This window comes from Rhizobium favelukesii (genome assembly GCF_000577275.2).
Lineage (GTDB): Bacteria > Pseudomonadota > Alphaproteobacteria > Rhizobiales > Rhizobiaceae > Rhizobium > Rhizobium favelukesii.
Window position 1 is genome coordinate 3,710,480 of the sequence record NZ_HG916852.1, and the last position, 14,521, is coordinate 3,725,000.

Consider the following 14,521-nt stretch of genomic DNA (forward strand, 5'->3'; position numbering starts at 1 on the left):
CTGCTGTTGATTTTCAGATGGAAGACCGAGAGATGAGCTGGAATGGAAGCCTTCGCGTTTGCGGAGGAACCGTCTCCTCGCCCAGCAGTATCTCTGCGGCAAGCCGGCCCATGGCGCGATGCGGCAGAGCCATCGTTGTCAGCGGTGGATCGAGCCTTGTGGCGATCTCGACCTGATTGTCGAAACTGCCGACCGCGACGTCGTCGGGAATGCGCGCTCCCACGCGCCTTAGCGCCGAATACACCTCCATGGCGACACGATCGTTGCCACAGAGAATGGCATCGGGACGCTCGCTCGCGTTCATGAGGCCGTCGATATGCGTTCCGACCAGACTGGGCGCTCGGTCACTGTAGATCGGACGGCGGACAGCAGGCACAACGCCGGTCGGCGCAAAGCCTGCTTCATGGAGCGCCTTTCGAAAGCCGCGCTCACGCAATTCCCCGGCGAGAAGGCCCGGAAGATTGATGAAGGCAATGCGGCGACGCCCGGCGGCGAGCAGGTGACGAGTGATCTCGAAGGCAGCACTCTCTTCGTCAGGCACCAGCGAGGTTACCCGACCGTTGGCTTCGCTGCAGTTGATCATGATGCCGACATTTCCGACCAACGCTTCAGGCAAGGCGACGGTCTTGTGGTACATCGCCGCATAGGCGATGGCGCGAGGACGAAAGCGGCGCACCTCCTCCAGAACCGACGCGACGTCGCGGGTGCCGTTGAGGTTCATCGCAAAGACGGCCATCTCCGCCGTCCGTGCGGCACCATCGAGGCCGCGGATGATCTCCGTCGCAAAGGGTGAGGTGATAAGCTCGTCGGCTACGACGCCGATCAGCGGCAACCAACCCTGCCGCACGCCTCTGGCAGCGAGGTTGGTGACGTAGCCGAGTTCCTCGGCAATCTGCTTGATCCTCGAGCGCGTCTCTTCCGACATACGGGCGGATCCGCCATGCAGCGCGCCGGAGACGGTCTTGATCGAGACCCCCGCCCGCTCCGCTATATCTGAAAGCGACGCCGCCAAGTCTTCCTCCCTTGGGTTATCGTTTACCCAATAAGATAACGCGATGTGCTTTGTCAAGCGCGAAGGAGATTTCGACTTGTGCAATCTGGTCAAGCTCGTCTGTTTCCATATGAGAGGCCTTGCGCCGCAAATGCAGAATCGCCCCTTACGGGAGATCAAACAACTATTCTGCAACCCCCTGAATTAGCAGATCTAGTATATACTGAAACCGCGGATAAAACTGAGCGACAGGAACAGTCTGAGGACGCCTGCAATGCAAAGTTCCCGAGCGAGCAGGGATGGGGCTGCCAATCCCACAGTCAATGAAATACGTGATCAAATCGAGCGCATCCTCTCCAGTGGCGAGTTTCACGCACCCGACCGGGGCCGGCGATTTCTCGAATTCATTGTGGAGGGGACCCTTTCGGGCCGTGCAGACTACCTGAAGGCCTACACGATTGCGCAAGAGGTATTCGCGAGAGACACGTCCTTCGACGCCCAAAACGATCCGGTTGTGCGGATCGAGGCAGGCCGGATCCGCTGGGCGCTCGAACGCTACTACTTGGTTGCCGGCCACGCCGACAGCATCGTTGTTACGATACCAAAAGGCGGGTATGTGCCATCCTTCGGCTATGCCGAAGGTGCCTGCGACCCCACCGCTCAAGTGGTATCGGCCCCGAGCACGCCTCCTGAACGGGATCCGCCAGAACCGGCGCCGGCACCTATGCGATCCCCTCCTACACGCTACCGACGCTGGATCTGGTATGCCATAGCCGTGTCTGCGGCAATTGTTGGGATCATAGACTTCCTTGAGGCGCCGCGGCTTTCCATTGCCGCTCCACCGCCCCTGTCCTCATCTGCTTTTTCAAGCGACGGCGCTCAGCCCAGGATCATCGTCGAGCCGTTCCAGAACGTTCCTGGCAACGCTGCCTCGGCAGACATCGCACAAGGGCTGACTGACGTTGTCGGGCAACTCACGAAGTTCAGGGAGATCGTCGTGATTGCCCCCCGAACACGGCAGGGATCCCAGGCGGAAGGGCCATGGTTTGCACTGCAGGGAAGCGTTCGGCTCGAAGCGGATAAAATGCGGCTGATCGCGCGGTTGATCCGCCACGCGGACGGTGCCGTCATCTGGGCAGACGATTATGATGCGGACCTGCGCGAGCGTAACCTGCTTGAGGTGGAGACCGACGTTGCGCAACGCATTGCCACGACCATTGCCCAACCATACGGTATCACCTTTCAGCCTTATGCCAGCAAGGTCGTCAAGCCGGACAGCGGCGATTGGGAAGCTTATTCATGTGCGCTGTCGTACTATGCATATCGAGCCGAGCTCGATCCGCGGATGCATGCGGCGGTAAGAGATTGTCTGAAGGAGGCAATCAGACGGCTTCCAACTAATTCTACGTATTGGGCTTTGCTATCGCTGATCTATCTCGACGAGGTGAGGTTCCAATACCAGCCCAGAGCCCAGTCGTCGCCACGGCCACTGGAGCTCGCGGCGGACGCAGCCAAACGCGCGGTGGATCTTGACCCCCGGAACGCACGCGCATTGCAGGCGCTGATGCTCGCCAGCTTCTTCAACAACGACTTGGACGCTGCACTGCGAGCGGGAGCTGCCGCCTACGCAATCAATCCCAATGATACGGAGGTTGCGGGCGAATATGGCTTCCGTCTCGCGATGTCCGGAAAGTGGGACACCGGCTGCGAATTGATCTCCGGCGCGATCAGCAGAAATCCCGGCCCTAGAGGATACTACGAGGGCGGTATGGCGTTATGTGCCTATATGAGGGGAGACAATCAGGCAGCTGAGCTTTGGGCCCGCATGGCCGATTTGAAAAACAATCCCATGCACCATCTCGTTCTGCTGGCCATCCTCGGCGCGTCAGGCAAGCTTGATGAAGCGCGCAGCGAGCAGGACTGGCTCCGGATGAATGCCCCGGTGCTTATGGAAAACATCCGCAAGGAAGTGGCGCTACGTCTCCATCGTCCGCAAGACCAGAAGCACTTCCTTGACGGCTTGCGGGCCTCCGGCGTCGCGATCCCTCCTGACGATGGCATGATCGGCAGCCGGTAGTTCGCGACGTAGCATACCGTATGCTACCCCATCCGACGCGTATTTACTGCCTTAACGCCCGTACGCACCTCATCCTTTGGAAAACTTTGGAGGACATGGCGATGACTGCAAGCGAGACGACCCCTCAGTCGATGACCAGTGCCGAAGATCTGCGCAAGCGTGCACTTGAACTTCAGCTCGCGGAGATGGGACGCGACGAAAAGATAAAGGCCCGCGAGGCGACGAAACATGCAGAGTTCGTCGAGGATTTTTCCAGAAGCATATCGGTGAGACAGAACGCACAGTCATCAAACGCGTTGTGACGAAGGCGGCTGCGGACGGGAAATACGAAGCGATGGTCTACAGCTTCCCGTCCAACCTCTGCTCGGACAGCGGTCGCGGCATCAACAACAACCTGCCCGGCTAGCAAAATAGCCTACAGGGCAAGGCAAAGGAACACTACGATCTATTTGAAACGGTCGCGAAGCCCCAGGGTTACGGCCTGAGAGCGGCGATTATCAATTTCCCGGGCGGCATCCCCGGCGACGTCGGCTTCTTCTTGACCTGGGAGCCGCCCGTCGAATAGATCGGACGCGAAGGCGCCTGATCGGATAGACACCCAGTACGCCCGGCAGGATTGCGCGACGCGTCCGCACGGGCAAACAAGCTCCTGCGGCCTGTCGGCAGGAAAAGTCGCTGACGAACAACGATGCTCGAGTCTCTAAAGGCCAAGCGTTCCCGCGACGCATCCGCGTGTTCTGCGAATGGCTTGGGCTAGTCGCGCACGATCGTCCAGTTATCGTCCGGCTTAAATTCCTTCTTCTGCTGATTGGCCTCCTGTTCGTGACGGGCTGTGCCTGGGCGCGCTTTTCCGACGCGAAACCGCTCAATGCAGGTATAACAATGACTTGCCTCGGCCTTGTGCTGGTCGGCATTGCAATCGCTCTTGGGGGTTAGGTATGGAACATCGCCCGCCATCGTCCGCGACGGAAACCACGACGCCATCGGACTGGGGATTTCCCCTGCGACTGCATCTTAGCGTCATCATTGTCGGGCTATTGGCCTGCACGGCGCTGCCGCTCGTGTGGATGGCATATACCCAAGGCAAGGTGACTGCCCTTTCTGCCGGCGAAGCCCAGATGCGGCAGCTCGGCCTGCGCAGCATCGAGGACTACCGCAATGTCTTCAGCCGCGCCTACGCCGCGATCGAGACGACCTCTGCGGTCCCGCAAATGCTTACGCCGCCTCCCCAGGACCTGCTGGCGAAGCACAATCTCCTGCTGCGGCTACTGAAGTCGTCTTTCCGCATCGACGGAATCTATGCCGGTTATGCCGATGGGACCTATGTACAAGCCATCAGCATTGGCACAAATCCCGCCTGGCGCGACACCTTGAACGCCCCTTCCGGAGCCGCATTCGCCGTTCGCACGATCACCAAGGTCATCGGCATTCCAGTGACGACGTGGACCTTCTTCGATAAGGACGCTCGCCCTCTCGCTCGGCGTGCCGACCGCGACGATGTCTTCGATCCACGCTTTCGGCCTTGGTACAAGGCTGCGCTCTCCGAGGGACGGACGACCTCGGTCGGCCCCTACATCTCAGCCGCGACCAACTACCTCACCCTGACGTTCGCTACGCCCGCCGTCGGGCAGGATCGAGTCGTGATCGGCGTCGATGTGATGCTTGTGAGCCTGGGGGAGGTTGTCGATATCGGCACGGTCTCGAAACAGGCGCATGGCTATGTGTTCGACAACACAGGCCGCCTGATCGTACACTCCGACCCGGCAGTCATGACGAAACTGCGCGATCGCATCCGCCGTGGGATGGTGCTGTCGGCCGCAGACGCGGTAGACGCAGATTCCGCCATTCCAGCGGTCACGAACTTGGCACAAGACAGTCGCGTGCCGGATGGCGAGGTCGTCCACTTTGCGGTGAATGGCCGCGAGTACCTCGCTCAAACCTTCCATGCGGAAATAGCCGGTTTGCTGAAAGAATATACGGTCATCATCGCCGCACCACTCGACGAGCTCATCGGGCCTGTCGAGCGCACGCTGAGGCGCAACCTTGCCGCCGCCGCTGCCTTCCTGGCAGCAGGCGCGATTGCCGCGATCATCATCTCCCGATTGATCAGCCGGTCGCTCTATGCATTGGCCGACGAGGCAAGGCAATTGGGCAATCTGGAATTCAAGCAGAGCCGCGTCTCACGCTCCTGGATATCCGAGGTCAACGCGCTCGCGAAGGCGCTGGGCTCGGCCCGCGATGCCATCCGGACGTTCTCGCTCTACGTGCCGCGCGAACTCGTGCGCCGGATCGTCATCGCCGGCCAGTCCGCCATAGGCTCTGCCTCCAGGCAGGAGATCACCGTTCTCTTCACCGACATCCGCGAGTTCACGACCATTTCCGAGCGGCATTCCCCCGAAGAGGTCGTCGCCCTGCTCTCCACCTATTTCGAAACCCTCAACATGATCGTCGAGCGCCACGGCGGCACCATCGTCCAATACATCGGAGACTCCATTTTTGCGATGTGGAACGCACCCGTTCACGACGAGCGACATGTCGAAAACGCCTGCCGCTGTGCCTTGTCGGTGAAGGCGGCCGTCGATGCGATGAACGCGGCTAATAATGCCGCCGGTCGCCCCGAACTCATCACCCGCTTCGGCCTTCACACCGGCCCGGCCGTTGTGGGGAGCGTCGGCGCCGAGAGCCGCCGCCAATATACCGCCATCGGAGACACGGTAAACATCGCCTCGCGGCTAGAGGGCCTGAACCGTGACTATGGAACTTCGATCCTGGTGAGCAGCGCGATCCGCGACGCGGTTGAAGAGAGCTTCAATTTCATCTCCATCGGAACGGTCAGCGTCAGAGGTCGAACAGGGCAGACGGAGCTTTACGAGCTTCGGGGGTGACATGCCTCTATTGCCCGTCGAAGCCCTGTGTCGGAGGCACCGGAAAATCCTGGAATCCGCTTCGACTTCTTCGGGAACACGACGACATGCGCGGCTTTATGGAAAAGCCTCGATGGCGAGGACGTCGCCGCGATGGTGCCCGATCGGTCGCTGAGTGCTGTTGTGCCTAAGAAGCCCGGCTTGTGCGGGCTGTTTGTTCGTTTCGGGGGCCGAATTTGAACGGTTCGTCGGGTCATTGGTTCACTGGATCAATGCCCTTTTCCTCCTCACCCCTCAGCTATGGTCCGCACGACGGATGCGCTAGGATCGCCAGCACATCTGGGTCTGGTTATTTTGGTTACTTGGGAAGATTTGGTTGCGGGGGCTTGATTGCACAGAGGCTTGCAAAATCTGGAACCGCTTGTCGAGCCGTGGCCCTCGGCGTCCGCGCCGAACTCCCCGCGCGCCTTGGCATTGGCGAACCGCCACGCGATGCCCCCAGCGCCTGCAATAGTCGTTGAGCGCTTGCCTTGCATCCTGTCTGTTCGTGGCGAGGACTAGGCACTTGCGATAGACGCTTGGCAGCGAGACGAAGCAGCTCTTTCGCGGCGCCGGCGGTGCCGTTAAGATGCCCCTGCCATAGTGCCGGGGCGATGCTCTGGTTCACGCATTCAGGGATTCAGAATGCCGCAGCACCCGCATCGTCTATTCGGACGACATCTCTGCCGGTAAGGTGTAATATCGGGCTTGGTCCAGTTCGGCTTCCGGTATGCCACTGCAGGCCGTGGAGTCGATGAATAGCGTCTTTCCGGGGGGAAGAGCCGTGGATTCAACCCAGCCTGCAGCTGTCGTCGCCGGCCGCAATCCGTTGCGCCGAACGGCGCTTATCATAGTGCTCTTGGCGCTCGTCCTGTTTGTGCTGTCCGTCTTCATGGAGCGGCGTACACCCTCCACGTCGCAGGCGCAGGTTCAGGCCTATGTCGTGGGGATAGCGCCTGAGGTGACGGGCCGTGTCATAGAGGTCAATGTCGACGACAACTCGCTGGCCGAAGCCGATCAGGTGCTTTTCCGCATCGATCCCAGCACCTATCAAATTGCTGTCGCCCAAGCGGAGGCCAATCTGGCGCTTGTGGGTCAGACCCTCGGCGCTTCCACTGCGACGGTGGACGCCGCCCAGGCCAAGCTGGTGGAAATGGAGGCGGATCGGGACAACCTGCGTGACCAGTACGCGCGGGCTACTGAACTGGTCAAGCGGGGCGTGTTCTCCAAGGCAAGATATGACACGGCAAAATCCGCTTACGAGCAGGCGGAGGCCGCGGTGACCGGTGCGGAGGCCGATCTCGCCAAGGCCAAGGAAGAGCTCGGCCCGACAGGCAACGACAACCCACAGCTCCGGGAAGCGCTTGCGGCGCTGGAGGCTGCCCAGCTGGACTTGGTTCGAACGACCATTCACGCGCCATCGGCCGGCGTCGTCACCAACCTGCAGCTTTCCATCGGCAAGGTCGTGAGCGTCGGCCAGCCGGCCATGACATTTATCGATGTCGGGACGATCTGGATTGCCGCCGCCTTCAAGGAGAACAGCCTGGAGAATGTCGCCGTCGGCAATCGGGCCGAGCTGCTCTTCGATGCGCTCCCTGGAAGGCTCTTTCCTGCCAAGGTCGAAAGCATCGGCCTCGGCGTGTCTCAGCAGGGCGGCGGCGGAACTGACCCGAACACCGGCCTGCCGACGATCCGGACCGACACCGGCTGGGTCCAGGAGGCACAGCGCTTTCCGGTTCGCCTGGTCATGGACGCAGAACGGCCAAAGGGCGTGCGATATGGCTCGCAGGCGACCGTCGTCATCTACACCGGCGATCATCCGGTCACCAATGCCTGGGGCTGGCTGCGGATCCGCATCATATCGGTGCTGACCTATGTGGGATGACCGCGACGATCCGTCTGCCGAGCAGCGTCGAAAGGGACTGCGGGTGGCGTTTGCGGTCTCCTTGGGATTTACTTCCGCTGTGTCGCTCGGTGCCATCGTGCCGTTCCTCGTGCCTATTTTTGCCGCGCAGTTCCTGTTGGGTAGCTCCGGTCCGCTGCCGCTAGGCAAGACATTGGGCGCCGCGTTGCTGATCCTGTTCACGGGGATCGGCATGATGGTCTTGACGAATCTGTTCGGCGATCGCCCTTCGACGTTCCTGATCCTGCTGGCGCTGATCTACTTCTTCTGTTTCGCGGCCCAGGCGGCGGGCACCGGGGGGCCCGCGATCTTTCTTGTGCAGGTCGTCGCAATTATGGTTCCATTGATCGGAATCCTGAACAAGGACCTTGCGAATTCAATCCTGTCGATCCTTGTGACCGGCATCCTCGGCGGCACGCTTCTGATGTGGCTTGCCCATGCGGTGATCCCGGAGCCCCATACGACGCGCATCGCGGCGGCTTCTTCGGCAACAGTCAGACCTCCTTCCTATCTGCGAGCTCTGGCGAACACGGCAATACTGCTGGGGGCGGTCGCGGTCTGCCTGATCAACGATCAACTGTCTGCAGCGCTCGTCATCCCCATCACCGTCGCCTCGCTGCTCGGCCAGTTCGATGCCGCTGCGAGCAGCCGAATGGCACTCGGGCTTGTGATCATCAACCTGTCAGGAGGGATACTGGCATCCATCGCCTACACCATCCTCACTCTGCGCCCAAGCCTGTTGTCGATCTTTCTCATCGTCCTCGTGGTGACGCTGATCCTGGGCGGGCGCGCTGCGGGCCGGTTGAAAGATGCCAAGATGTACGCCGGCGCTCTCACGACGTTCCTGATCCTGTTCGGGCTCGGCGTGTCGCCGGTGCCCGGCGGCGCCGCTGAATCCTTCGCGACCCGCATTGTCTACGTCGGCGCGGCGCTGATCTACACGGTGCTGATGGCGGTAATCTTCTGGCCGCAATCGGAAACACGAGAAAGTCATGCCAAATGACGCGCCTGGCCTCTTCAAAGGTTCCATTTGAGGGTGAGCCGTCCGTACCCGCCAGACCGACTCCGGACGGCCCAGAGGTTCTGCAGGCAACAGCGACCCAAACAGCAGCATCAAGCTGAAGCACACACTCAGGTGACCGCTGCCTGCTCCTCCTTGGTGCCGAGCCAAGTCTGCAACACGGTCCAGAGCACGGCCAGCGTCGTCGCGCCGATGAACATGCCGGTAAAGCCCCAGGCTGCCAGACCCCCGATCACTCCCATGAAAAGCACGAGCATCGGTAACTGCCCGCTGCGCGCAATCAGCATGGGCTTCACGATATTGTCTGCTCCCATGAGTAGAATGATCCCCCATGCAGCGGTGAAGATGGCCCAGCCGGTCTGCCCCTCGGAACCCAGCCAGATCGCTACCGGCAGCCAGACCAGAAGCGGTCCAATCTGGATAACGGCCAGAAAAAACGTCGCTGCGGCCAAGGCGATGGCTCCTGGAACGCCGGCGATTGCGAAGCCGATCCAGGCCAGCACTCCCTCGAGCAGAGCCGTTCCAATGACGCCGATCGCAACGCCGCTTATGGCCCTTCCCGCGGCATTCAGCAGTTCTGGCCCCTTCGGTCCAACTATGCGCAACATGATGGCGGAGACAAACCGCAGCACCCAGGTGCGCGACGCATGAAGTACCGCGGCTATGATGACGCCCACGAAGATTTCAAGGACGGCCACCAGAAGACCCGCACCCAGATTGATGAGCCAGCGCCCTGCGGCAGCAAGCTGGGTTTGGTAGCGCTGCATCAACACCAGGCCCTCGCGCTGCAGTTCCTGCCATGCCGCCGATACCTTGTTTCCGACCAGCGGAAGTCCCGCAATCCACTCGGGAAGGTTGGGGATTCCGCGAGTGCCCGCCGTGCTTAGCCACGCCTCGGCGACACTCAGATAGTCAGCAACAGCGGAACAGAGATAGATCAACGGCACGATGATGATCGTCACGGCGGCCACGCCGAACAACACGGCGGCCAGGCGACGCCTTCCGTTCAGCAGCTCGACTATTCGATCAAACAGCCCGGCAGTGGCGGTGGCAAGGATCACCGCATAGGTGAGGACACCGACAAAGGCTAACAATACCCAGAAGCTCGCGACGGTCAGCATGGACACAAGCAGCAAGGCGAGAGCTGCCTCTATGAGCTGCTGGTGTCGCCCGCCTTCAACACGCAATTCCTGCATAACAGCACCTCCTGGTTTGATCAGAAGTCGGCGAAGCCCCGTTCTGCAAGGGACAGCGCTGATGGTTGCGTACGTCGGTCCCGTGCACCGGGGGCCCGTCTCGCACCGCAAGTCCTTGTTTCACGGTTGTGCGATGTTTTGATCCGCATCCCGCCGGGAGGACCACAGTTCCGAGACCTTGAAAAGAAATGCCGTAGTCCAGCCGAACAGCAGGATTCCGTTTACACCTTCGATGGCACTGGCGAGCTGCCATTCGTTGGATAGCGTGATGTCGCCATAGCCGATCGTGGCGAAGGTAATCGCCGAGAAATACAGGCGTCCTCCTAGCCGATACACCGTGGCCCACAACATGATCTCGATCATGTGAGCGATTACAAAGCCGGTGACAAAAAAGTAACTGATGCCCAATCGGGCGTAGCCGGACAGTTTCCGCGTGCCGGTAAGGGGACCTCGTCCTATCCGGAACAGCAGCATAACCGCCATGCCGTGAATAAAGATCGTGGCAAGCAGCACGCCAGTGCCCGTGACAATCTGAAGTAACATCCTCGCGCGTCCCCCAGCACCAACACAGCCCCCGGCGTTTCCACTCTGGCCGTACCCCGCACCAACGCTGCATCGTATGAAGCCCGCCTCGCCAACTCCAGTCGCACTGGAAAATCACCCTAGTCCCGAGGGGAGGCCACAACTCCGATGGATCATTTTGCCTCAGAACGCAACCGCCGACAAGATGATTGCCGCTGGCCACCGCTGGGAGCCACCGCGGCATGCGGGAACCTGCAGCTGGCGGCCTTGCAACAGTGGTTCCAGCACGGCCCGAACGTCCTCGGGATAAAGCATCGACCGAAGGCGGTTTTAATCGAGAGATGGGTCCTGGCCAAACTTCAAAACGACCGTTTCTTCCGGATGAGCGCTTTGATCGAGGACCTCAACAACCGAACGATGCGCCGGTATGGGAAATCACAGCGTGCATGGTTCGATGAGGTTGAACGCAACCAGCTCAAGCTGCCTGCAACACCTTTGAATATGCTGAATGGAAGATCGCCAAGGTCCATCCCGATTATCATGTCGAGGTCGACAAGCGTACTCCGTGCCACACGGTCGCAACAATTATTGCGCATAGACTTGATATTTGCGCGTACATCGGCATTCTTGCGCATATCCCACTAGGCGCAGGAAAAACAACGAATCGTGGCGAACCAAATCCCGGACGATGCATTGGCTGCGATCGAGGAGATCGTAAGGCAACATACAGGCGCCATCCCAGCATCAGAGATTCTCCGCGCCCTACAAGCGCCTATCCCTCAACGCACGCTACAATATCGCCTGAAGCGACTGGTATCCGACAATCGCCTGATTATGGAGGGCGACGGCCGTTGGGCAAAATACCGTCTGCCTGACGTCGCTTCGCCCCCTTCATCATCTGGCGAGGATCGGGTTCTCGACAGTGCGCTTTCCGATGCCGCAAAATCGATGCGCGACTATGTCCGACAATCGCCCCAAGCCCGCAGACCAGTCGGTTACAATCGCGACTTTCTCAACAGCTACCGCCCGAACATCACCTTCTATTTGACCGCGTCCGAGCGCCTTCATCTGACGTCGGTTGGGCGGCCGCAGATTGCAGAGCAGCCGGCGGGAACCTACGTCAAGCACATCCTGAGCAGGCTCCTCATCGATCTCGCCTGGAATTCCAGCCGGCTTGAGGGCAATACCTATTCGCTACTCGACACCAAGCGCCTCATTGAGTTCGGTGAAGAAGCCGTGGGCCGAGCGCATCTCGAAGCGCAGATGATCCTCAACCACAAGGACGCAATTGAGTTCCTGGTCAGTGCAGCCGATGACATCGGCTTCAACCGCTACACGATCCTCAATCTACACGGTCTGCTGGCCAATAACCTGCTTGTCGATCCGTCAGCCGCTGGAAGGTTGCGCTACATCGCGGTCGGGATCGAGCGGTCCGCTTTCCATCCTCTGGAAGTGCCGCAGCTCATCGAGGAATACTTCGATCAGATCTTGGCCACGGCCGACGCCATCGTCGACCCGTTCGAGCAAGCCTTCTTCATCATGGTGCAATTGCCCTATCTTCAGCCCTTCGATGATGTAAATAAGCGCGTGTCCCGCCTTGCCGCGAACATCCCACTCATCAAGAATAACCTTTCGCCGCTCTCCTTCGCCGATGTGCCGCGACGGGTGTATACAGAGGCAGTGCTCGGGGTTTACGAGTTGAATCAGATTGATCTCCTCAAAGACCTTTTTCTATGGGCCTATGAGCGCTCGGCGGCGCGTTACGTCGCTATTCGCCAGTCGCTGGGCGAGCCCGATCCGTTCAGACTTCGCTATCGCGCCGAACTGCGCGAACTCGTCGCTGACCTCATCCGTGGGCGCACCAGACGCAAGCAGGCCGCCGCGCGCATCGCAGCTTGGGCGGCCGAAAGGCTCGATCCCGTTGACCGTGAGCGCTTCGTCGAGATTACCGAAGCCGAGTTGACGGGACTGCATGAAGGCAATTTCGCGCGCTATCAGATCCGGCCTTCGGAGTTCGCAGCCTGGCGCAAAGTCTGGGAGGCGAGGTGATCGACAGCCGCGGGATACCTGGGTCTGGTTATTTTGGTTGGTTGGGAAGATTTGGTTGCGGGGGCAGGATTTGAACCTGCGGCCTTCAGGTTATGAGCCTGACGAGCTACCGGGCTGCTCCACCCCGCGCCAAGGGGACGTTGTCCCCGGAAGTATACGCTCTGCGTTATGGTGTTCAAAGCGGAAAGGACCGCTTTGGGCGGCCCTTTGTTTTCGGCTTGGGCCGTTTGTTGTGATGAGAAGATTGTATGTTGCGTTTAGCAGACCTGGCAGCGACCGACTCTCCCGCGTCTTAAGACGAAGTACCATAGGCGCTGGGGCGTTTCACGGCCGTGTTCGGAATGGGAACGGGTGCAGCCGCCCCGCCATGACCACCAGGTCAGCGAAGCGCAACAATTGAGAAGCTGGCAGAGGTCTTGCGACCTCTTTTTTCCGGGCGAACATTTGATGTTCGCCGGGTGAACACGTCTTAACATCACCTTGAGCGGACAAGCGCCTTGCGCTTGCCGGGGTCGGGACGAATGCTTTGCATTCGCCCTGTGATGAGCATGGTCAATGAGAACGATCAAGCCAATCGAGCTATTAGTACCGGTAAGCTTCACACATTGCTGCGCTTCCACACCCGGCCTATCAACGTGGTCGTCTTCCACGGCTCTGATAGGGAATACTCGTTTTCAGGTTGGTTTCCCGCTTAGATGCCTTCAGCGGTTATCCATTCCATATGTAGCTACCCTGCTATGCCCTTGGCAGGACAACAGGTCCACCAGAGATATGTCCATCCCGGTCCTCTCGTACTAGGGACAGATCCTGTCAATATTCCTACACCCACGGCAGATAGGGACCGAACTGTCTCACGACGTTCTGAACCCAGCTCACGTACCGCTTTAATTGGCGAACAGCCAAACCCTTGGGACCTGCTCCAGCCCCAGGATGCGATGAGCCGACATCGAGGTGCCAAACAACCCCGTCGATATGGACTCTTGGGGGTCATCAGCCTGTTATCCCCGGCGTACCTTTTATCCGTTGAGCGATGGCCCTTCCACGCGGGACCACCGGATCACTATGACCGACTTTCGTCTCTGCTCGACTTGTCAGTCTCGCAGTCAGGCGGGCTTATGCCATTGCACTCGACGACCGATTTCCGACCGGTCTGAGCCCACCATCGCGCGCCTCCGTTACTCTTTCGGAGGCGACCGCCCCAGTCAAACTACCCACCATACACTGTCCCGGATCCGGATAACGGACCGCGGTTAGACATCCATGACGATAAGGGTGGTATTTCAAGGATGGCTCCACGGAAACTGGCGTCCCCGCTTCAAAGCCTACCACCTATCCTACACATGCCGACACGAATGCCAGTGTAAAGCTATAGTAAAGGTGCACGGGGTCTTTCCGTCTGACCGCAGGAACCCCGCATCTTCACGGGGAATTCAATTTCACTGAGTCTATGTTGGAGACAGCGGGGAAGTCGTTACGCCATTCGTGCAGGTCGGAACTTACCCGACAAGGAATTTCGCTACCTTAGGACCGTTATAGTTACGGCCGCCGTTTACTGGGGCTTCGATTCAAAGCTTGCACCTCTCCTCTTAACCTTCCAGCACCGGGCAGGCGTCAGACCCTATACGTCGTCTTGCGACTTCGCAGAGCCCTGTGTTTTTGATAAACAGTCGCTACCCCCTGGTCTGTGCCACCCCACCATACTTGCGTATCATGGGGTCACGCTTCTTCCGAAGTTACGCGTGCAATTTGCCGAGTTCCTTCAACATAGTTCTCTCAAGCGCCTTGGTATACTCTACCTGACCACCTGTGTCGGTTTCGGGTACGGTCTATACGGTGGAGCTATTTCCTGGAACCGCGTC

The 14,521-nt window shown here is 59.6% G+C and carries 8 protein-coding genes, 1 tRNA gene, 2 rRNA genes and 3 pseudogenes (1 of these 14 only partly in view); 8 read left to right on the top strand and 6 right to left on the bottom strand.

What is annotated here, in order from left to right:
- Positions 1-13 precede the first annotated feature (13 nt).
- Positions 14-1,012 carry a LacI family DNA-binding transcriptional regulator gene (locus LPU83_RS56875; protein ID WP_024314969.1) on the bottom strand — a complete coding sequence of 333 codons (999 nt, stop codon included), beginning with the start codon at positions 1,010-1,012 and terminating at the stop codon, positions 14-16.
- Between the two features lie 253 nt (positions 1,013-1,265).
- Here LPU83_RS56875 and LPU83_RS56880 point away from each other — a divergent pair, with 253 nt between their 5' ends.
- The 6 genes and pseudogenes from LPU83_RS56880 to LPU83_RS56900 all read left to right on the top strand — a co-directional run bounded on the left by LPU83_RS56880 (position 1,266) and on the right by LPU83_RS56900 (position 8,877).
- Complete coding sequence (locus LPU83_RS56880; protein WP_024314970.1) at positions 1,266-3,068, top strand: membrane protein; 1,803 nt, start codon at positions 1,266-1,268, stop codon at positions 3,066-3,068.
- A gap of 101 nt (positions 3,069-3,169) precedes the next feature.
- Positions 3,170-3,633 (top strand): annotated as a pseudogene (locus LPU83_RS56885) (hypothetical protein).
- Positions 3,634-3,866: 233 nt separating this feature from the next.
- Positions 3,867-4,004 (top strand): annotated as a pseudogene (locus LPU83_RS74275) (VIT1/CCC1 transporter family protein); the annotation flags it as partial.
- Positions 4,005-4,006: 2 nt separating this feature from the next.
- The gene (locus LPU83_RS56890; protein ID WP_024314973.1) at positions 4,007-5,953 is read left to right on the top strand and encodes an adenylate/guanylate cyclase domain-containing protein; all 1,947 of its coding nucleotides are present in this window, start codon (positions 4,007-4,009) and stop codon (positions 5,951-5,953) included.
- Positions 5,954-6,755: 802 nt separating this feature from the next.
- On the top strand, positions 6,756-7,856 hold the full coding sequence (locus tag LPU83_RS56895; protein ID WP_024314974.1) for an HlyD family secretion protein: 1,101 nt from the start codon (positions 6,756-6,758) through the stop codon (positions 7,854-7,856).
- Complete coding sequence (locus LPU83_RS56900; protein WP_024314975.1) at positions 7,846-8,877, top strand: DUF2955 domain-containing protein; 1,032 nt, start codon at positions 7,846-7,848, stop codon at positions 8,875-8,877. The genes LPU83_RS56895 and LPU83_RS56900 overlap by 11 nt, the downstream gene beginning before the upstream one ends.
- A gap of 128 nt (positions 8,878-9,005) precedes the next feature.
- On the opposite strand, the gene LPU83_RS56905 is transcribed toward LPU83_RS56900, so the two are convergent.
- Positions 9,006-10,091, bottom strand: a complete 1,086-nt coding sequence (locus LPU83_RS56905; RefSeq protein ID WP_037070081.1) for an AI-2E family transporter — start codon at positions 10,089-10,091, stop codon at positions 9,006-9,008.
- Positions 10,092-10,211: 120 nt separating this feature from the next.
- Positions 10,212-10,634, bottom strand: a complete 423-nt coding sequence (locus tag LPU83_RS56910) for a potassium channel family protein (RefSeq protein ID WP_037070083.1) — start codon at positions 10,632-10,634, stop codon at positions 10,212-10,214.
- A 251-nt stretch (positions 10,635-10,885) separates the two neighbouring features.
- Between LPU83_RS56910 and LPU83_RS72820 the strand changes: the two are divergent.
- Together LPU83_RS72820 and LPU83_RS56915 are read left to right on the top strand one after the other, a co-directional pair.
- Positions 10,886-11,170: pseudogene (locus LPU83_RS72820) on the top strand (IS21 family transposase); the annotation flags it as partial.
- A gap of 109 nt (positions 11,171-11,279) precedes the next feature.
- A complete protein-coding gene (locus tag LPU83_RS56915) occupies positions 11,280-12,662 on the top strand; it encodes a Fic family protein (protein WP_024314978.1) in 1,383 nt (460 codons plus the stop codon).
- 52 nt (positions 12,663-12,714) lie between these two features.
- Here the strand turns inward: LPU83_RS56915 and LPU83_RS56920 are convergent.
- From LPU83_RS56920 to LPU83_RS56930, 3 genes are all read right to left on the bottom strand, one after another.
- A tRNA-Met gene (locus LPU83_RS56920) sits at positions 12,715-12,791 on the bottom strand.
- Between the two features lie 135 nt (positions 12,792-12,926).
- Positions 12,927-13,041: ribosomal RNA gene (rrf, locus tag LPU83_RS56925) — 5S ribosomal RNA — on the bottom strand.
- A gap of 182 nt (positions 13,042-13,223) precedes the next feature.
- A 23S ribosomal RNA gene (locus LPU83_RS56930) occupies positions 13,224-14,521 on the bottom strand; it runs 1,604 nt beyond the window's last position.

Excerpts from the sequence above, each read along its gene's own strand:
- LPU83_RS56880 (WP_024314970.1), top strand. The coding sequence starts at position 1,266 with ATGCAAAGTTCCCGAGCGAGCAGGGATGGGGCTGCCAATCCCACAGTC.
- LPU83_RS56910 (WP_037070083.1), bottom strand. The coding sequence starts at position 10,634 with ATGTTACTTCAGATTGTCACGGGCACTGGCGTGCTGCTTGCCACGATC.
- LPU83_RS56890 (WP_024314973.1), top strand. The coding sequence starts at position 4,007 with ATGGAACATCGCCCGCCATCGTCCGCGACGGAAACCACGACGCCATCG.
- LPU83_RS56900 (WP_024314975.1), top strand. The coding sequence starts at position 7,846 with ATGTGGGATGACCGCGACGATCCGTCTGCCGAGCAGCGTCGAAAGGGA.
- LPU83_RS56905 (WP_037070081.1), bottom strand. The coding sequence starts at position 10,091 with ATGCAGGAATTGCGTGTTGAAGGCGGGCGACACCAGCAGCTCATAGAG.